We start from the raw sequence: 16,662 nt of genomic DNA, 5'->3' as shown, positions 1-16,662 counted from the left end.
TGCGAGCGCAGAACGAACGTGCTGAGCTGAACTCGTGAACAGCACCAGGCCGGTGGCGAAGACCGCCGCGGGGCAGGAGAGCGCGCGGCGCTGGCGAGTACTGGCCATCTGCCTGGTCGCCGGCTTCATGACCCTGCTCGACGTCAGCATCGTCAACGTCGCGCTGCCGTCGATCCAGCAGGGGCTGGACGCGCCGGCGGCGGCGCTGTCATGGGTGGTCTCCGGCTACGCCCTGACCTTCGGCCTGGTCCTGGTGCCGGCCGGTCGGCTCGGCGACGACCGGGGCCGCAGCCGGATATTCCTGCTGGCGCTGGCGGCTTTCACGCTGGCCAGCGCACTGGCCGGATTCGCGTTGACCCCGCTGTGGCTGGTCATCGCCCGCCTGCTGCAGGGGGTGGCCGGCGGGTTGCTCAACCCGCAGGTGCTCGGCCTTATGCAGCAGCTGTTCCACGGCCGCGAGCGCGGCAAGGCTTTCGGCCTGTTCGGCGCGGTGGTCGGCATCTCGACGGCGATCGGCCCGCTGCTGGGCGGCCTGATCATCCAGCTCGCCGGGCAGGAGCACGGCTGGCGCTGGGTGTTCTTCGTGAACCTGCCCATCGGTATCGCGGCGGTGCTCTACGGGCTGCGGGTGCTGCCGCGCGACGGCGAGCGCGAACAGTCCCGCAGCCTCGACCTGGTCGGGGTGCTGCTGCTTGGTGGTGGCCTGCTGTGCCTGTTGTTGCCGCTGGTCGAGCAGGAGAGCGGCCATGGCGCGCCGTGGTTCCTAATGATCGTCGCCGCGGTCCTGCTGGCGCTGTTCGTGGCGTGGGAGTACTGGTACCGGGCGAGGGGGCGCGTGCCGCTGGTGAACATGCGGCTGCTGAAGATCCGCAGCTACTCGTTCGGCGCAACGCTGGGGCTGCTGTACTTCGCCGGGTTCACCAGCATCTTCTTCGTGCTGGCGGTGTACTTCCAGCGCGGCCTCGGCTATTCGGCGCTGCAGGCCGGCCTGGCGCTGACGCCGTTCGCGGTCGGCTCGGCGGTGGCGTCGGCCGTCGGCGGCCGGATCGTGCACCGGATGGGCCGAAGATTGGTGATCATCGGCTTAGCGGCGGCGCTGCTCGGCCTGCTGGCGACGGACCTGCTGCTGGCCACGCATCCGGGAGAGGCGGCTGGAATGGTGACGGCCCTGCCACTGCTGATCGCCGGAACCGGCAGCGGCCTGGTGATCTCGCCGAACCAGACGGTGACACTGAGCGAGATCGACGCCGCCCACGGCGGGACGGCGGCGGGAGTCCAGCAGACGGGCCAGCGCATCGGCTCGGCGGTGGGCACGGCGGCGGCCTCGGGTCTGTTCTTCGGCACCCTGACGACGAGCGGCTTCGACGCGGCGATCTCGGACGGCCTGATCGTCTCGGTCGGCTTCGTCACGGCCGCCCTGGTCGTAGCCCTCGCCGAGGTCGTACTGGCAAGGCGCACCGTTTCCGCTGCTGAAGACCCGTGAGCGCTTTTGGGTGTTATAGCCCCCAAAAGTACTCACGGGCCCTGATCAGCGGAAACGCTATACCTTTAAGGAAGCCAGGAAGGTGCTCCAAGTGGCGGAGCCGAAGCTGAGCACGCCGTCTTCGGGAGCCTTCGAGTCCCGCACGCAAACGGCGCTGCCGAGCAACTGGACCTCGACGCAGTTGTCGCTGCTCGCGGTGCTCCGGGAGCTCTTGAACCAGTCGGTGTTGAGAGGAGTTCGCGACGTCATTCCATACCCTCCAAGATTTGCTCGATCAACCGCAAGGATGCGCGCGGACTGAGCGCCGGGGTCCGCATGCGGTCGAACACACGAGACATGATCGCAATGTCAGTGGTGTCTTGGTAGTAGGTGGAAGGCCCGAACAGCGTCGTCGAGAAGCCAACCGGTGTTCCCCTGTGCCCGAAGCCGAAGACGGTGAGCCCACCGCCCCTCGTTGGGTTCTGGGCATCGTGTCGTAGCACCTGGACGACGAGGTCGTTCCGGTTGTTCGTCAAGTGCAGGATGTGTGCCAACCTCCCGCATGACGTCAGGAACGCCGACTCTTGCGTGTAGGACTTCCTCGGACACCACGAAGTGGAGGGACTTCGTGGTGTCATGGTTCAGCGTTCGCACCTGACGTTCGAGTCGGAAAGCAACACGTTGCTCGCGTTCGGGGTCTTCTGCGCCCCACCAAGCTCCGTCGGCCTCGTCGAAGACAGCGTTGATGTAGCTGGGAGCTTGCAAAAGGCCTGGGATGATTCCTGATTCGCAACTCTTGATCTCCGTGGCGCTGGCCTCGAGGTCAGCAAAGCGCTGGAAGGTTGAGATGGAGGACGAGGTGCCGATGCGGTACGAGATCGATCGACTGAACGATCTCGTGATTCTCTACTGTGGACGCAACAGCGAGTACGTCCTCAGCATCGGCCGGGAGAACCTCGCCGCGCTCATCGGCCTCGGCACCAAGGCGATTGAAGAACTCGCCGCGGCCTGAGTGCACGATTTGCAGCGGGTGAAGGGCATCATCATTGGCCGGCAAAATCGGTCAAAGTGCCCTTCACCCGGAATTCTGTCGGACGCCGATGGCGGATCGTTCGGACGGAGTTAGTCGCGGGCGGCTTCCGGAGTGGGGTTGGCCAGGCGGGCGTGGCGGTGGCCGTAGCCGAAGTAGATCACCAGGCCCAGCACCAGCCAGGTCGCGAAGCGCAGCCACGTGATGATGTCCAGGTTGGACATCAGGTACAGGCACGCCAGGGCGGTGATGATCGGTAGCACCGGCGACAGCGGCATCCGGAACGGGCGGTGCAGTTCCGGCTTGCGGCGGCGCAGCACCGGGACCGCGATGGCGACGATGACGAAGCCGGACAGCGCGCCGATGCTGACCATGTCGGCCAGCTCGGAGATCGGGATGAACCCGGCCAGCAGCATGATCACCACCGCGCCGCCGATGGTCATCCGGTGCGGCGTGCCCCACTTCGGGTGCACCTGGGAGAGCTTCGGCGGCAGCAGGCCGTCGCGGCTCATCGCGAAGCCGATGCGGCCGATGGTGACCAGCTCGACCATCATCACCGACGTCAGCCCGGTCACCGCGCCGAGCGCGATCAGCGCCGCCACCCACGGCTGACCGACGGTCTGGAAGGCCGCCGCCAGCGGGGCAGCCTCGTCGATCTGCCGGTAGTCCACCATCGCGGTGAGCACGACCGCGACCGCGACGTACAGCAGGGTGCACACGATCAGGCTGCCGAGTAGCCCGATGGGCAGGTCGCGCTTCGGGTGCTTGGTCTCCTCGCCGAGGTTGGCCAGCGCCTCGAAGCCGGTGTAGGCGAAGAACACGATCGCCGCCGCGGTGAACATGCCGCCGATGCCGTACATGGACTGCTCCATGCCCAGCGCCGCCTGCAGTAGCGGCTGTTCCAGCACGCTCGCGGTGGTCGGCGCGGGCTGGGCGGGCGGGATGAACGGCACGAGGTTGGCGCCCCTGACGAAGAACAGCCCGGCGACGATCACCAGCACGCACACCGCGACCTTGACCACGACCAGCGCGTTGGTCACCCACGACGATTCGCGTATGCCGATCACTGCGATGACGGTCAGGATCGCGATGATCAGGATCGCGCCGACGTTGACAGCGGCGTCCTCGCCGAACCACTGCGGGGGCAGGCCGAGCAGGTTCGAGACGTAGCCCGACCAGCTGCGCGATACCACCGCCGCGCCTAGCGCGAACTCCAGCAGCAGGTCCCAGCCGATGATCCAGGCGAACAGCTCGCCGAGCGTGGCGTAGCCGTAGGTGTAGGCACTGCCTGCGGTCGGCACCGCCGAGGCGAGCTCGGCGTAGGCGAGCGCGGCCAGCGCCGCGACGATGCCGCCGACCACGAATGACAGCACCACCGAGGGTCCGGCGTGCTCCTTGGCCTCGATCCCGGCGAGCGTGAACACCCCGGTGCCGATGATGATGCCGGTGCCGAAGCCGACCAGGTCGCGCCCGGTGAGCCGGCGGATCAGGCCGCTGCGCTCGCCGCGGGTCAGTACGTCCTCGACGGGCATTGTTCGAAAGACGTTCACAAGCTGCCACGGTAAGAGATGCGAGCGGCGGGGCCCAATCGGCATCGCGTGCGTCATCACGTCGGTACGAAACGTGACCCTGGGTGGTCGGCTGCAGGTTGCGATGCGATCCGTTTGGAGCGAACGGACAGTGAATCTCGATAGAGCGGGCGAACAGATGCTCCTATAGATGTCAAGCGGCGGTTTTTGGAGGGGTTTGTTGTGTTGTGGGGGTGGTGGTGAGTGCGTGGTAGACCTCGCGGGCGACGTAGCGTTTGAGGCAGCGGATGATGTCTTTTTTGGTGAGTCCTTCCTGGGTGCGGCGTTCGACGTAGGCGCGGGTTCGTTCGTCGTGGCGCATGCGGACCAGGACGATGGTGTAGAGGGCGTTGTTGGCGGCGCGGTTGCCGCCGCGGTCGAGGCGGTGGCGGTCGGTGCGGCCGGAGGAGGCGGGGATGGGGGCGGCTCCGGTGAGGTGGGCGAACGCGGCTTCGGAGCGCATGCGTTCGGGGTTGTCGCCGGCGGCAACCAGGAGGGTACCGGCGGTCTGGGTGCCGACGCCGCGGAGTTCCAGCAGCTCCGGGCAGGCCTGCAGGATCAGCGGGGCGATGGCGTTGTCGAGTTCGGCGATCTCGGTGTCGAGGGCCTGGTAGCGCCGTGCCAGTAGGCGCAGGGCGGCGCGGGTGGCCGTCGCCGGGTGGGCTAGGTCCTGGCCGGGTCGTAGCCGGGCCAGGGTGGTGATCAGTGCGGCGGTGTTCAGGCCGGTGGTCTGTTCGCGTAGCACCGCGGGTGCGGAGACCAGCAGTGAATGGATCTGGTTGATCGCCTGGGTGCGGGCTTTGACCGCGCTGGTGCGGGTCACGCGCAGGGCGCGGATGGCCTCGACCACACCGTCACGGCTTTTCGGGATGCCGGTGGCGCGTTCGGCCAGGACCGCGGTGGCTGCGGCGTAGGCATCGATCGGGTCTGTTTTTCCTTTTAGGCGACGGGTTTTACGGTCGGGGCGATCCACCTCGATGACGGTGATGCCAGAGGCGGTGAGTACCCGGGCGAGCTCGGCGCCGTAGGCACCGGTTCCCTCGACCCCGATCGCGACGAGCTGTCCGTGCGACCGCATCCATTCCAGTAGCCGCCGGTAGCCATCGGTGGTGGTGGGGAACTCCTTGTCGGCCAGGTGCCGGCCCACCTGGTCGATCACCGCGCCGTGATGGGTCTGGCCATGGGAATCGACTCCGCCGATGACCCGCGGGCTTTCTTGCGTCATGCTGGTCCTGTCCGTCCTTGTGTCCGTTACCTCGGGCGGCACGCGCCGGTCGGGCGGGAGGACAAGACAGTGACGGGGCTTCTAGCCAAGCTCCTATAAGGTCACAAACGCCCGTCCGGCCGCGTGCGTAGCAACGCCCGGTAAGGCCGACAGATCCGTTCCAGGACAGGCAAGCCGTCAGTCCGTTCGAGGGTCAGACCCACCAGCGGCGTCACTACACACATCATCACTGTCCGTTCGCTTCATCTCACGCGTCGTGAATACGGCCGCGCCACCCGGCACGATCAAAACGCCGCGACAATGTGCTCCTTCTCCGAGTGGGCCATGTTGTTTCAGAACAGAGTGGCCTGGCGGTAGAAGTCCTTGAAGCTTTCGCTGCGCCTGCGGATCTTGTGCCTCTCGGCCTTCTCCTGGTAGTGCGGGAAGGCACCCTCGTCGGCCAGGCCGGGCAACCGCCGCCGAGGCTGTTCTCGACGTAGCTGGTCCGTCCCTTGTGGACGCGCTGCTGCCCGTAGCCGTCCCGCCGGTTGTTGGCGACCTCGGCCACCGGGCGGTTGACCGGCAGCTGCGCGAAGTTCGGACCGCCCAGCCGGATCATCAAGCTGTCGTTGCTTGGCGTCGTGCCCATCGTTGTCGATCGCGGCTGCTCCCCTCGGTGTCGGCTGAACCGCCCCAACGGGTTCCCGGTCACCCGGGCCGGGATGCCACGGTTACGAGCCGAGCGCGGCGGGGAGCCAGTGCAGCAGTTCCGGCGCACCGGCGACGATCAGGAAGTGCAGCGAGCGGCCGATGAGGCTCGCGACGAGGAAGCCGATCAGCGGAATGCCGGCCGCACCGGAGAGGAAGCACATCAGGCTGTAGGGCGGGATGCCGGGGACGGCGCTTAGGCAGAACACGCCCAGTCCCCACCACGGGCGTTCCTGCGTCCGCTGGTGGAACTTCTCGAACCAGGCGGACCACCTGCGGCGACGCTTGGCTTCGACGCGTTTGCGCAACCGCTCGCCGAGCGCGAAGCCGCCCTTGCCCGCCAGGTAGAACAGCGTCTTCCCGGCGATTTGGCCGACGGCCGCGGCCAGCCCGAACGCCCACCAGCCGACGCCGTCCACGGTGGAGACCACGCCGAGCAGGTAGAGCTCGATGTTGACCAGTGGGAACACGCTGCCGAGCGCGGCCGTGCCCGCGGTGGCCAGCAACCACCCGATCATCGGACCACCCGGCCGACGGCACGCCCGCGTTGCGAACCCGGATGGTGGATCAAGTCGAAAGCTCCGTAGCTGCTGGAACAGGCCCGCCAGAGCCTACCGACCCACTTCCGGCCGCCACCCATCCGGACGGATTTTCGCGCCGGGACACCCCCTCGCGACGGTTGGTCGTCAGCGGAAAGAAGGGAAAACTACCGAATTGCGGAAATCTAGTTTCGTTCCCAGCAATTTCCATTGAAATTGGACCTTCGATTTCCATTGAGGTGATCTCAGTAAGAAGTCTCTGGAGGGCGGCCTGCCGGAATGGGTGTGTGATCGGGTAGGGCTGGCCCGGGGAGAGTGGGACGTGGGGTCCCTGGTAGAAGAAGTTCGACCAAGAAAGGATCTTCGACCAGGGAGGGCCCCACGTGGTCACGTATTCTGCCAAACTCGATGTTCCCCGTGAACTGGTGGTCTTCCTCAGCCGGCTGTTGGCCGGTGAACGCCGCCGGAAAGGGACCCGCAAGGGGCGCCGGGCGTTGACCACGTTCTGGCAGGCTGTGCTGGTCCTGCGGTGGTTCCGGGACGATACCGACATCACCAAACTGGCTCGCGATCACGGTGTCGCCCGTGCCACCGGCTACCGGTATGTCGACGAGGGCATCAAGGCACTGGCCGCGCAGGCCCCGGATCTGCACGACGCCCTGCAACGGGCCAAAGACAACGGCGACGCCTATCTGATCCTGGACGGCAAAAACTTCTCCTCCGACCGTCTCGGCGAAAAGACCACCAGTGCCAAAGGCGCCGAGATCGACCTGTGGTACTCCGGGAAAACCCGCGAACAAGCCGGCAACATCCAAGCACTGACAGACCCGGACGGGTTCCCGCTGTGGGCCTCCGACGTCGAGCCCGGGTCCATCCACGACATCACCGCCGCTGAAAACCACGTCCTCGGCGCCCTGTACTGGGCTTACTCCCAGCTCAACCTACCCACCCTGGCCGACGGCGGCTACCAGGGTGCCGGAGCCGGGGTCCTCACCCCGATCAAACGCCCCAAAACCAGCAAAGGCCGCCCACTCGACGTCGACAACCAGACCTACAACAAACTGCTGCGCGGCCTGCGCGCCCTCGGCGAACGTGGATTCGCCCTGCTCACCGGCCGTTGGCGCGTCCTACGACACTTCACCACCAGCCCCCGCAAAATCGGCCTCATCGTCAAAGCCGCACTCGTACTCACCCAATTCGAACACGGCCGACTCGCATAACCCCCTACTGAGATCAATTCATTGAAATTGCGTCAAATCGGACGGTGGTTTCGTGCTGTGGAAATTTGTGCCTTTTAAATCTCGTCTGGGCGGGCGGGTTCGGCGTCGGGGTCCCAGGAGAGGAGGCGGACCCGGCTGACCGTTTGGAGGTGGCGGCGCATGGCGGTGACCGCCGCGCGCGGGTTGCCCGCCCGGATCGCCTCGGCGATGCGTTCGTGCTGGGCCAGCGACTTGCCCGGCCGGTTGGGTTGGCGCAGCGACTCCTGGCGGCTCTCGGTGATCTCCGCGGCGATGGTCCGCATGAAGTCGCCCAGCAGCGAGCTGTGCGCGGCGGCGGTGATCGCGGCGTGGAACCGGCGGTCCCCCTCGCTGCCGAGCCCGCCTTCGGCTATCTCGCGGCGCATGTCCGCCAGCGCCGCGTCGATCTCGGCGAGGTCTGCTTCGGTGCGCCGCTGCGCGGCCAGCTCCGCGAGCTTGGTCTCCAGCGCCTCTCGCGCCTCCAGAACCTCCGGCAGGCGGCGCTTGCGCGCGACCAGGTCGGCGACCGGTTCCGCGTCCAGCGATTCGCGGCGAAGGTAGGTGCCACCGCCGTGGCGCACCTCGACGAGGCCTTGCACTTCGAGCACGACGATCGCCTGTTTGACCGACGCCCGGCTGACGCCGAGCCGCTCCGCGAGCTCCCGCTCCGGCGGTAGCCGGTCGCCGACGCGCAGGCCCGAATCAGCCACGTGCTCCCGCAGTCGCTGCACCACCTGCTCGTACAGGCGGGGGCGGGCGAGTGGGCGCAGGGCTTCGGGCACCGGGTTCCTCCAGGCCGGGAATCAATGGAGAGAAGGCTAGCACCGGCCATCTGGCCGAGTGGATGAGCCAATTTTGCCACACTTCCTTGACGCGGCGTCGAGATCGGCGCGAAAGTGGTCGAGCCAGTGGACCACTGTCGGCTTCCGGCTCACCGGGCATCGCGGGTCCGCGGGCGGGACATTGAGGAGCGTGGAGGTGGTCATGGCCGGCGCGGCGCAGGTGCTGTTTCCCAAGTTGCGAAAGCCCGACGAGAAGGAGGCGCTGCGGTTCGGGCCGCGCGCGCTGAACTACCGGGAACTGTCGGAGGTGGCCGCCGCGATCGCCGAGCGGGTCGGAACCGCGAAGCGGATCGCGGTTTGGGCGACCGCCACGCCGGAGACCTGCGCCGCCGTGATCGGAGGGCTGAGCGCTGGCGTCGCGGTGGTGCCGATCAACCCTAAGGTGGGGGAGCGGGAGCTCGCGCACATCCTCGGCGACAGCAAGCCGGAACTCCTGCTGGCCCCGCCCGGTTTCCAGCGCCCGGAGGGGCTCGGCGACGTGCCGGTGCACGAGGTTGACCTGGGTGCCCGCGGCGGTGAGCTGCCGTCGAAGGCCGGCGAGGACGACCCCGCGCTGATCGTCTACACCTCGGGCACCACCGGGCCGCCGAAGGGCGTGGTGCTGCCCCGCCGCGCGATCCGCGCCAACCTCGACGCGCTGGCCGAGGCCTGGGAGTGGACCGACCGCGACGTGCTGGTGCACGCCCTGCCGTTGTTCCACGTGCACGGGCTGATCCTCGGCACGCTCGGCCCGGTGCGGCTCGGCGGGACGGTCCACCACCTGGGCAAGTTCTCGTCCGCCGCCGTGGCCGAAGAGCTCGCCGGGCCCGCGACGATGATGTTCGGCGTGCCGACCATGTACCACCGGCTGGCCGAGGACGCCGAGCGCGACCCGCAGATCGGGCGGTCGGTCGGCAAGGCACGGCTGCTGGTCTCCGGTTCCGCGGCGCTGCTCGCGGTCGAGCACGAGCGCATCGAGCGCCTCACCGGGCAGCGGGTCGTGGAGCGCTACGGCATGAGCGAGACGATCATGAACTGCGGCGTGCGCGCCGACGGGGACCGCCGGCCCGGCTACGTGGGGCGCCCGTTCGCCGGGGTCGAGCTCAAACTCGTCGACGAGCAGGGCGAGGAGATCACCGCCAGCGACGACGAGACCGTCGGCGAGATCCTGGTGCGTGGCTCGAACCTGTTCAGCGGCTACCTCAACCGGCCGGACGCCACCGACGCGGCGTTCGTCGATGGCTGGTTCCGCACCGGTGACGTGGCCACCCGCGCGCCGGACGGCTACATCCGGATCGTCGGCCGCAAGGCCACCGACATCATCAAGAGCGGCGGCTACAAGATCGGCGCGGGCGAGATCGAGAACTGCCTGCTGGAGCACCCTGCGGTCGCCGAGGTCGCGGTCACCGGCGAGCCCGACGCCGACCTGGGCGAGCGCATCATCGCCTGGATCGTGCTCGCACCCGGCCAGCAGGTCGCCGAGCAGGAGTTGGCCGACCATGTCGCCCGGCTGCTCACCCCGCACAAGCGGCCGCGCGAGGTGCGGTTCCTGGATGCGTTGCCGCGCAACGAGATGGGCAAGGTGCAGAAGAAAGCGCTGCAGCATGGCTGAGCACTCCGCGGCTCGCGCGCTGGTCGAATCGATCAGCCGAGGGTTCGAGGAGTTCGAGCCCCCGGCCGGGCCGTCGGCAGCGGACGGCCCGCTGGGCTGGCCCGGCTACGACGACCAGCGCGCCCGCGCGACCGAGCGGATTGGGGCGGAGGAGTCTGTCCTGTGCGGGCGGGGTTGGGTCGGGTCGCGGCAGGCGGTGCTCGTCGCCTTCGACTTCGCCTTCCTCGGCGGCTCGGTCGGGGAGGCGTCCGGGGCGCGCATCGTGGCGGCTTTCGAACAGGCCCGGGAGCTCCGGCTGCCGGTGATCTCGCTGGTGGCTTCGGGCGGCAGTCGCATGCAGGAGGGGATCTGCGCCCTGCGCCAGTTGCAGGAGATCGCGCGGGCCTGCCTGCTGACCCGCAAGGACCGGATCCCGCACGTCGCGGTGCTGCGCAACCCGACCACCGGCGGCATGTGGGTAGCGCTGGCGGCGGCGGCCGACGTCGTGCTGGCGACGTCCGGCGCGGCGGTCGCCTTCGGTGGCAGCCGGGTGCGCAGCGCGGCGGATAACGGCGAGGCGTTCCACGCCGAGGGCAAGCTTGCCGACGGCCAGGTCGACCGGGTCGTCGACGATGCCGAACTGCCCCGCGTGCTGGCGGACCTGTTGTCGCTGCTGCACCCGCAGCAGCTGGTCTGGCCGGCTGAACCCGCCCCGGTCCCGGCCGCGCTGACCGCAGGCGACCTGCCCGCGACCGGCTGGGACGCGGTGCAGCGGGCGCGCTCGGCCGACCGTCCGCGCGCCCGGGCCTACCTGGACGCCTACCTCGCCCGGCGCTTCGAGATCAGCGGCGACCGGGCCGGTGGCTACGACGAGGGGATGATCTGCGGATTCGGCGACCACAACGGGCGCACCATCGCCTTCGCCGCCCAGACGGGAACCGCGAACACCCCGGCCGGGTTCCGCACCGCGGCCCGGCTGATTCGGCTCGCCGACCAGCTCGGCATCCCCGTGCTGACGCTGGTCGACACCCCGGGCGCGGCCAACGACGCGGCGGCCGAACGCGGCGCCATCGGGCCGGCCATCGCGGAGGTCTTCGCCGCGGTCGCCGACGCGCAGGTGCCGGTCACCACGCTGGTCGTCGGCGAGGGCGGCTCGGGCGGTGCCCTGGCGCTGGCGGCCCCGGAGCGGACCTGGATCACCTCGGATGCGTACTTCGCCGTGATAGCACCGGAATCCAGCGCCGCGATCCTCAAGCACGACCCGGCCGAAGTGCCGGAACTCGCCGGACGCCTGCGCCTGCGCCCGCAGGATCTCCTGGACCTGGGCTTCGTCCAGGGCATCGCGCGCTGACCCGCCCGCGTCGAAGGGGCCGCGTTTTCGCGCGAAATCGGCGTTCGCCGTGCTTGCTGGTTGGCGTTTTCGCGCGAAATCGGCGTTCGCCGTGCTTGCTGGTTGGCGTTTTCGCGCGAAATCGGCGTTCGCCGTGCTTGCTGGTTGGCGTTTTCGCGCGAAATCGGCGTTCGCCGTGCTTGCTGGTTGGCGTTTTCGCGCGAAATCGGCGTTCGCCGTGCTTGCTGGTTGGCGTTTTCGCGCGAAATCGGCGTTCGCCGCGCATGCCGGATGGCGATTTCGCGCAGTGATGATGTGGGTGGTGATCGTCCGGGGTGTCAGGTGGCGCTCGACCAGCTGACCACCACCGGGCCCTGCGCCCACATCGGCTGCCTGATGACCGCGGCCGAGGCGTTCCAGCATGACATCCAGGCGTTCGTGGCCGCCGACGCCGTCGCGGACTTCTCGTTGGCGGAGCACCGGATGGCGCTGGACTACGCGGCCAAGCGGTGCGCCGTGGTGGACACCTCGGCGGCGCTGGGGCGGCCGCTGGTGCTGCACGGCTCCGAAGTGGCTTGACGAGTTCCGGGGAGAGCGTGGGGATGTCGCAGACGTTGACACTGGAAGACGTGCGGGCGCAGGTTGCCGAGCTGCTTTACGAGGAACCGGCTGAACTGACCGACGAGGAGAACCTCATCGACTGGGACCTGGATTGGGTGCGGATCATGTCGCTGGTGGAGAAGTGGCGCCGCCTGGGCGCCCAGATCACCTTCGCCGACTCGCCGAGCGCCCGACCCTGGCGGAGTGGTGGGCGGTCCTCGACCCCAAGGGTGCCCCTCACCTGTTCAACGACTCAGTCTTGCCAGGGGATTTGGGGGGATCGGTGGTAGTCGATGCCCGATGCCGCCAGTCGCGGGGCGTGGGTGGCCAGGCGTTGGCTGAAGGACTCCCAGTTCTGGGCGGACTTGGGAGACCAGCCGAGTTCGGCGATGGCCGGTAGCCGGGGGAAGGCCATGAACTCGATGTGGTCCGAGTTCTCCAGGGTTTCCGACCACAGCGGTGCCTCCACGCCGAGGATCGACTCCTCCGGCACGCCCTTCAGGTAGCTGCCCGGATCCCAGCCGTAGGCGTCGGCGACCTCGATGTAACCCGCCCAGTGCAGGCCCAGCTCGGTGTTCTCGTCGTACTTCTGGTCCAAATAGGACTTATTCGCCGGCGAGGCCAGGATCTTGTTGCCCCGGGCGACCGCATCGGTGAGCAGCGGGTCGAAGTCGGTGGTGCCCCAGTACTGCAGCACCGCGTCGCCCTCCGGAGCCGCCTTGCCGTACTCGTGCCAGCCCAGCGCGGTCTTGCCGTACTTGGCGGGCAGCGGGATCACCCGCTCGAAGAACTGCTTGTAGTCCTCGTCGGTGGTCGAGTGCGCCTCGTCGCCGCCGATGTGCAGGTACGGCCCGGGGGTGATCGCCGCGATCTCCCGGACGACGTCTTCGACGAACTGGTAGGTGATCTCTTTGTCCACGCAGAACGAGCTGAAGCCGACCTCGATCCCGGTGTACAGCGGCGGCGCGACGCCGTCGCAGTTGAACTCGGGGTAGGAAGCGAGCGCGGCGTTGGTGTGGCCGGGCATGTCGATCTCCGGCACGACGGTGATGTGCCGGGACGCGGCGTACTCGACGATCTCCGCGTAGTCCTCCTGCGTGTAGTACCCGCCAGGGCCGCCGCCGACCTCGGTGCTGCCGCCGTGCTCGGTCAGCCGCGGCCAGCTGTTGATCTGGATCCGCCAGCCCTGGTCGTCGGTGAGGTGCAAGTGCAACCAGTTGATCTTGTAGCGGGCGACCTGGTCGATGTAGAGCTTGATCTGGTCCACGGTGAAGAAGTGCCGCGCGACGTCGAGCATTGTGGCCCGGTGCTCGAACCTCGGCTTGTCGACGATCTCGCCGCCGGGCACGGTCCATGGCCCGGGCTGCTCGGTCGGGCTCTCGATCGCGGCGGGCAGCAGCTGGCGCAGCGTCTGCACGCCGTTGAACAGGCCCTCGACACTGGTCGCGTGTATGCCGATGTTGTCGTCGGCCGCCTGCAGTCGATACCCGGCCGCGCCGAGCTCAGGCGATCCGTCGAGCGCCAGCGAGATGTCGCCGGAGCCGAGCGCGCGCTGGTCGACCGGCACCGGGAATCCGGTGGCCGGGCGCAGGATTCCGGCCAGGTACTCGCCGGCCTCGGCGGCTTCGCCGGCGGCTTTGACCGAGGTCTGCCCGGTCAGTTCGAAGGTGGTTCCGGGGGCCGGCTGCACCGACTCGGGGGCGGGGATGATGTTTTCCATCGCGGTGTTCTCCACGGCTGGTGCGCCGCCGACGGGAGCTACGAGCCCACCGGTGAGCAGCGCACCCGCCACGACGGCGAGCGCTGCCTTGCGAACCGTCGGTAGGGGCGGTCTGGTCATGTGTCTCGCTCCATGATCGGGGAACGGCCCCATAAAGGTATAGACCAAATTTGGAACGGACAGCCTCCAACTGGGCGTATCGGGCCTACCTGCCAGGTTCCTTCGCGGCAAACCATGCCAACCCGAAACGAAACATATTTACCCAGCTCCCCCAACAGTTGGGCCCCCCTCGCCGCGAAGCGCGGGCCGCAGCTTGTCCAGCACCCCCGGGTCCTCGATGGTGGAGGGCACCTTGGTGTCGCCGGTATCGGCGATCTCGCGCATCGACTTGCGCAGGATCTTCCCGGAGCGGGTCTTGGGCAGCCCGTCCACCACCGCCACGTCCCGGAACGCCGCCACCGGCCCGATCTGCGCCCGAACCGCCGCGACCAGCTCGTCGCGCAGCGTCTCTTCGGCGATGTCCACACCGGACTTCAGCACCACGAACCCGCGCGGCACCTGTCCCTTCAGCGAGTCGTGCACCCCGATCACCGCGCACTCGGCGACCGCCGGATGCTCCGCGAGCACCGCCTCCATCGAGCCGGTCGACAACCGGTGCCCGGCGACGTTGATCACGTCGTCGGTGCGGCCCATCACGAACAGGTAGCCGTCGGCGTCGATGTAGCCGTTGTCGCCGGTGAGGTAGTAGCCGGGGTAGCGCGACAGGTAGGACTCGTGGAACCGCTCGTCGGCGCCCCACAGCGTCGGCAGCGTGCCTGGCGGCAGCGGCAGCTTGATGCAGATCGCACCGTCGGTCTCCGGAGGCAGCGGCTGCCCGGCCTGGTCGAGCACCACGACGTCGTAGCCGGGCACGGGCACTGTCGGCGACCCCGGCTTGACCGGCATCGGCTCCAGCCCGCGCAGGTTCGCGCAGATCGGCCAGCCCGTCTCGGTCTGCCACCAGTGGTCGACCACCGGCACGCCGAGCCGCTTCGATGCCCAGTGGTAGGTCTCCGGGTCCAGCCGCTCGCCGGCCAGGAACAGCGTCTGCAGGCTCGTGGTGTCGTGGGCGGCCAGCAGCTCCGCGTCCGGGTCCATCCGCTTGATCGCCCGGAACGCGGTCGGCGCGGTGAACAACGCCTTGACGCGGTGGTCGGCGATGACCCGCCAGAACGCACCTGCGTCCGGCGTGCCCACCGGTTTGCCCTCGTAGACCACGGTCGTCGCCCCGGTCAGCAGCGGCGCGTAGACGATGTAGGAGTGGCCGACCACCCAGCCGACGTCCGAGGCGGCCCAGAAGACGTCACCCGGCCCGATGTCGTAGATGTTGGCCATCGACCAGCGCAGGGCGACCGCGTGCCCGCCGTTGTCGCGCACCACGCCCTTCGGGCGCCCGGTGGTGCCCGAGGTGTAGAGCACGTACAGCGGATCGGTGGCCTTCACCGGCACGCAATCGGCCGGTTCGGCCTGCGCCAGCGCGTCCTGCCAGTCCACGTCGCGCTCGCCGAGTTCGGCGAGGGCCTGCTCGCGCTGGAACACGATCACCCGCTTCGGCTGGTGCTCGGTCATCCGCAGCGCTTCGTCGACGATCGGCTTGTACTCGACGATCCGGTTCGGCTCCAGGCCGCACGACGCCGCGACGATCAGCGTCGGGCGGGCGTCGTCGATGCGCGCCGCCAACTCCTTCGGCGCGAAGCCGCCGAAGACCACCGAATGCACCGCCCCGATACGCGCGCAGGCCAGCATCGCCACGACGGCCTCGGAGATCATCGGCAGGTAGATCACGACGCGATCGCCCGGCTCGGCGCCCTGCGCCCGCAACGCCCCGGCGAACAGCGCCACCCGGTCCAGCAGCTCCCGGTAGGTCCAGCGGCGCACCTCGCCGGTCATCGCCGAATCCCAGATCAGCGCCGTCTGCTCGCCGCGGCCATCGCGGACGTGCCGGTCCAGCGCGTTGAAGCAGGTGTTGAGGACGCCGTCGGGAAACCACCGGAAGAACGGATCCCCGGTGGCGTCCAAGGCACGCGAGGGTGCCTGCTCCCACTCGATCGCGGCCGCCGCGTCGAGCCAGAAGCCCTCCGGTTCGGCCAGGCTCCGCCGGTAGGCCTCGGCATACGCACCCATGACCACATTCCTCCCGCTCCCGCCGCGATGTCGCCTGTGGTCCTACCGCACAACGCGGAGTAGCGCCAGGGTCACCCGCAGCGAAGTGCGAAACGCTTTTGTCACAACCGAAACACGGATGATCGGACGAGCGGTGACCGGACTTCGGTCGCGCTGAGCGCCGTTCGGATATCCGGATGCACTTCGGCGACACAACGTGTCCGTTTGGCGCTGGGTGGCCGGATCGGCGCGACAGAGCGTGCTCGGCCGAACACAATCAATCGAAGTCGATGATCGGGCTAACACCACGGCGCATCGCGCCGACAACCGAATCGGAGGTGCTACAACGATGAGCACGGAACCGGCCCTGTCTTCACAGGCATTCGCCGCCCAGTCCGCCGAGGCCGCTGCCGCCGGGGTTGAACCCGCACGCAGCCCGTCCGCCGAACTGCCCACCGCGCCGTGCAGCGTGGTGTGGAGCGGTGGCCATTCCTACGTTCGCGAAGGGTCCACCGGGGCTCGCTGGGCGGGTGTCGACGACCGAGGCCGGGCGCGGTTCCTCACCGATGCGGATCTCCGCCGCCGCGGCTGGAGCCATAGGCAGGCCTAGGCCGCGCCGGTGGCCGACGGCTCCCGCCGCGCGGAGCAGCCCGATCGACCGGCTTCGCGGGAGCCCGGCCGCCAAGTGTGTTGTGCGAGGAATGTGAGA

General features: G+C 68.6%; 17 protein-coding genes and 2 pseudogenes. 9 read left to right on the top strand and 10 right to left on the bottom strand.

From position 1 onward, the window contains the following. The first annotated feature begins 34 nt into the window (after positions 1 to 34). Positions 35 to 1,483 (top strand): MFS transporter, encoded by a 1,449-nt coding sequence (locus FDZ84_RS35900; RefSeq protein ID WP_256413625.1) that lies wholly within the window; start codon positions 35 to 37, stop codon positions 1,481 to 1,483. A gap of 57 nt (positions 1,484 to 1,540) precedes the next feature. Here FDZ84_RS35900 and FDZ84_RS35895 read toward each other — a convergent pair whose 3' ends face one another. From FDZ84_RS35895 to FDZ84_RS41405, 3 genes and pseudogenes are all read right to left on the bottom strand, one after another. Further along, positions 1,541 to 1,732, bottom strand: coding sequence for a DUF397 domain-containing protein (locus FDZ84_RS35895; RefSeq protein WP_168589453.1), 192 nt, complete (start codon positions 1,730 to 1,732; stop codon positions 1,541 to 1,543). Next, the gene (locus FDZ84_RS41410; protein WP_371812740.1) at positions 1,729 to 2,100 is read right to left on the bottom strand and encodes a Scr1 family TA system antitoxin-like transcriptional regulator; all 372 of its coding nucleotides are present in this window, start codon (positions 2,098 to 2,100) and stop codon (positions 1,729 to 1,731) included. Before FDZ84_RS41410 ends, FDZ84_RS35895 begins: the two co-directional genes overlap by 4 nt. Then, positions 2,030 to 2,311, bottom strand: a pseudogene (locus tag FDZ84_RS41405) (Scr1 family TA system antitoxin-like transcriptional regulator); the annotation flags it as partial. The pseudogene FDZ84_RS41405 and the gene FDZ84_RS41410, both read right to left, overlap by 71 nt. Here FDZ84_RS41405 and FDZ84_RS35890 point away from each other — a divergent pair. Continuing rightward, positions 2,310 to 2,474, top strand: coding sequence for a hypothetical protein (locus tag FDZ84_RS35890; protein WP_168589452.1), 165 nt, complete (start codon positions 2,310 to 2,312; stop codon positions 2,472 to 2,474). The pseudogene FDZ84_RS41405 and the gene FDZ84_RS35890 sit on opposite strands and share 2 nt — an antisense overlap. Positions 2,475 to 2,584: 110 nt before the next feature. On the opposite strand, the gene FDZ84_RS35885 is transcribed toward FDZ84_RS35890, so the two are convergent. The 4 genes and pseudogenes from FDZ84_RS35885 to FDZ84_RS35870 form a co-directional block, all read right to left on the bottom strand. Further along, positions 2,585 to 4,024, bottom strand: coding sequence for an amino acid permease (locus FDZ84_RS35885; RefSeq protein ID WP_168589451.1), 1,440 nt, complete (start codon positions 4,022 to 4,024; stop codon positions 2,585 to 2,587). A 190-nt stretch (positions 4,025 to 4,214) separates the two neighbouring features. Beyond that, the gene (locus tag FDZ84_RS35880) at positions 4,215 to 5,285 is read right to left on the bottom strand and encodes an IS110 family transposase (RefSeq protein WP_168589450.1); all 1,071 of its coding nucleotides are present in this window, start codon (positions 5,283 to 5,285) and stop codon (positions 4,215 to 4,217) included. 335 nt (positions 5,286 to 5,620) lie between these two features. Beyond that, positions 5,621 to 5,892, bottom strand: a pseudogene (locus FDZ84_RS35875) (catalase); the annotation flags it as partial. 103 nt (positions 5,893 to 5,995) lie between these two features. Then, the gene (locus FDZ84_RS35870; RefSeq protein WP_168589449.1) at positions 5,996 to 6,490 is read right to left on the bottom strand and encodes a VTT domain-containing protein; all 495 of its coding nucleotides are present in this window, start codon (positions 6,488 to 6,490) and stop codon (positions 5,996 to 5,998) included. 404 nt (positions 6,491 to 6,894) lie between these two features. On the opposite strand from FDZ84_RS35870, the gene FDZ84_RS35865 reads away from it, so the two are divergent. Continuing rightward, entirely contained in the window at positions 6,895 to 7,731 is an 837-nt protein-coding gene (locus FDZ84_RS35865) for a transposase family protein (protein WP_168584616.1), read from the top strand. 74 nt (positions 7,732 to 7,805) lie between these two features. Here FDZ84_RS35865 and FDZ84_RS35860 read toward each other — a convergent pair whose 3' ends face one another. Next, positions 7,806 to 8,531, bottom strand: a complete 726-nt coding sequence (locus FDZ84_RS35860; RefSeq protein WP_168589448.1) for a FadR/GntR family transcriptional regulator — start codon at positions 8,529 to 8,531, stop codon at positions 7,806 to 7,808. Between the two features lie 202 nt (positions 8,532 to 8,733). Here FDZ84_RS35860 and FDZ84_RS35855 point away from each other — a divergent pair, with 202 nt between their 5' ends. From FDZ84_RS35855 to FDZ84_RS35835, 5 genes are read left to right on the top strand one after another with little or no spacing between them, the layout of a single operon-like run. Next, positions 8,734 to 10,182 (top strand): acyl-CoA synthetase, encoded by a 1,449-nt coding sequence (locus FDZ84_RS35855; RefSeq protein WP_168590604.1) that lies wholly within the window; start codon positions 8,734 to 8,736, stop codon positions 10,180 to 10,182. Beyond that, positions 10,175 to 11,512, top strand: a complete 1,338-nt coding sequence (locus FDZ84_RS35850; protein WP_168589447.1) for a carboxyl transferase domain-containing protein — start codon at positions 10,175 to 10,177, stop codon at positions 11,510 to 11,512. Before FDZ84_RS35855 ends, FDZ84_RS35850 begins: the two co-directional genes overlap by 8 nt. Positions 11,513 to 11,561: 49 nt before the next feature. Beyond that, entirely contained in the window at positions 11,562 to 11,852 is a 291-nt protein-coding gene (locus tag FDZ84_RS35845) for a hypothetical protein (RefSeq protein ID WP_168589446.1), read from the top strand. Continuing rightward, on the top strand, positions 11,834 to 12,070 hold the full coding sequence (locus tag FDZ84_RS35840) for an isochorismatase family protein (protein WP_371812739.1): 237 nt from the start codon (positions 11,834 to 11,836) through the stop codon (positions 12,068 to 12,070). The genes FDZ84_RS35845 and FDZ84_RS35840 overlap by 19 nt, the downstream gene beginning before the upstream one ends. A 23-nt stretch (positions 12,071 to 12,093) precedes the next feature. Beyond that, positions 12,094 to 12,381 carry a hypothetical protein gene (locus FDZ84_RS35835; protein ID WP_246868668.1) on the top strand — a complete coding sequence of 96 codons (288 nt, stop codon included), beginning with the start codon at positions 12,094 to 12,096 and terminating at the stop codon, positions 12,379 to 12,381. On the opposite strand, the gene FDZ84_RS35830 is transcribed toward FDZ84_RS35835, so the two are convergent. Together FDZ84_RS35830 and FDZ84_RS35825 are read right to left on the bottom strand one after the other, a co-directional pair. After that, a complete protein-coding gene (locus FDZ84_RS35830; RefSeq protein WP_168589445.1) occupies positions 12,345 to 13,931 on the bottom strand; it encodes a beta-N-acetylhexosaminidase in 1,587 nt (528 codons plus the stop codon). The two genes, FDZ84_RS35835 and FDZ84_RS35830, sit on opposite strands and share 37 nt — an antisense overlap. 138 nt (positions 13,932 to 14,069) lie before the next feature. Beyond that, positions 14,070 to 15,974 (bottom strand): propionyl-CoA synthetase, encoded by a 1,905-nt coding sequence (locus tag FDZ84_RS35825; protein ID WP_168589444.1) that lies wholly within the window; start codon positions 15,972 to 15,974, stop codon positions 14,070 to 14,072. Between the two features lie 328 nt (positions 15,975 to 16,302). Between FDZ84_RS35825 and FDZ84_RS35820 the strand changes: the two genes are divergently transcribed. After that, the gene (locus FDZ84_RS35820) at positions 16,303 to 16,563 is read left to right on the top strand and encodes a hypothetical protein (protein ID WP_168584147.1); all 261 of its coding nucleotides are present in this window, start codon (positions 16,303 to 16,305) and stop codon (positions 16,561 to 16,563) included. The last annotated feature ends 99 nt before the right edge of the window (positions 16,564 to 16,662 follow it).

The sequence above is a fragment of the Saccharopolyspora sp. ASAGF58 genome (assembly GCF_012277335.1).
Lineage (GTDB): Bacteria > Actinomycetota > Actinomycetes > Mycobacteriales > Pseudonocardiaceae > Saccharopolyspora > Saccharopolyspora hattusasensis.
Note: the sequence above shows the minus strand (reverse complement) of the source record. Positions and strands in the feature narration are given on the sequence as shown.

Bases quoted from the DNA above. Each gene is read 5' to 3' on its own strand.
- FDZ84_RS35895 (WP_168589453.1), bottom strand. From the start codon at position 1,732: ATGACGTCGCGAACTCCTCTCAACACCGACTGGTTCAAGAGCTCCCGG.
- FDZ84_RS41410 (WP_371812740.1), bottom strand. From the start codon at position 2,100: ATGACACCACGAAGTCCCTCCACTTCGTGGTGTCCGAGGAAGTCCTAC.
- FDZ84_RS35890 (WP_168589452.1), top strand. From the start codon at position 2,310: ATGGAGGACGAGGTGCCGATGCGGTACGAGATCGATCGACTGAACGAT.
- FDZ84_RS35885 (WP_168589451.1), bottom strand. From the start codon at position 4,024: ATGCCCGTCGAGGACGTACTGACCCGCGGCGAGCGCAGCGGCCTGATC.
- FDZ84_RS35880 (WP_168589450.1), bottom strand. From the start codon at position 5,285: ATGACGCAAGAAAGCCCGCGGGTCATCGGCGGAGTCGATTCCCATGGC.
- FDZ84_RS35870 (WP_168589449.1), bottom strand. From the start codon at position 6,490: ATGATCGGGTGGTTGCTGGCCACCGCGGGCACGGCCGCGCTCGGCAGC.
- FDZ84_RS35855 (WP_168590604.1), top strand. From the start codon at position 8,734: ATGGCCGGCGCGGCGCAGGTGCTGTTTCCCAAGTTGCGAAAGCCCGAC.
- FDZ84_RS35850 (WP_168589447.1), top strand. From the start codon at position 10,175: ATGGCTGAGCACTCCGCGGCTCGCGCGCTGGTCGAATCGATCAGCCGA.
- FDZ84_RS35835 (WP_246868668.1), top strand. From the start codon at position 12,094: ATGTCGCAGACGTTGACACTGGAAGACGTGCGGGCGCAGGTTGCCGAG.
- FDZ84_RS35830 (WP_168589445.1), bottom strand. From the start codon at position 13,931: ATGACCAGACCGCCCCTACCGACGGTTCGCAAGGCAGCGCTCGCCGTC.
- FDZ84_RS35825 (WP_168589444.1), bottom strand. From the start codon at position 15,974: ATGGGTGCGTATGCCGAGGCCTACCGGCGGAGCCTGGCCGAACCGGAG.
- FDZ84_RS35820 (WP_168584147.1), top strand. From the start codon at position 16,303: ATGAGCACGGAACCGGCCCTGTCTTCACAGGCATTCGCCGCCCAGTCC.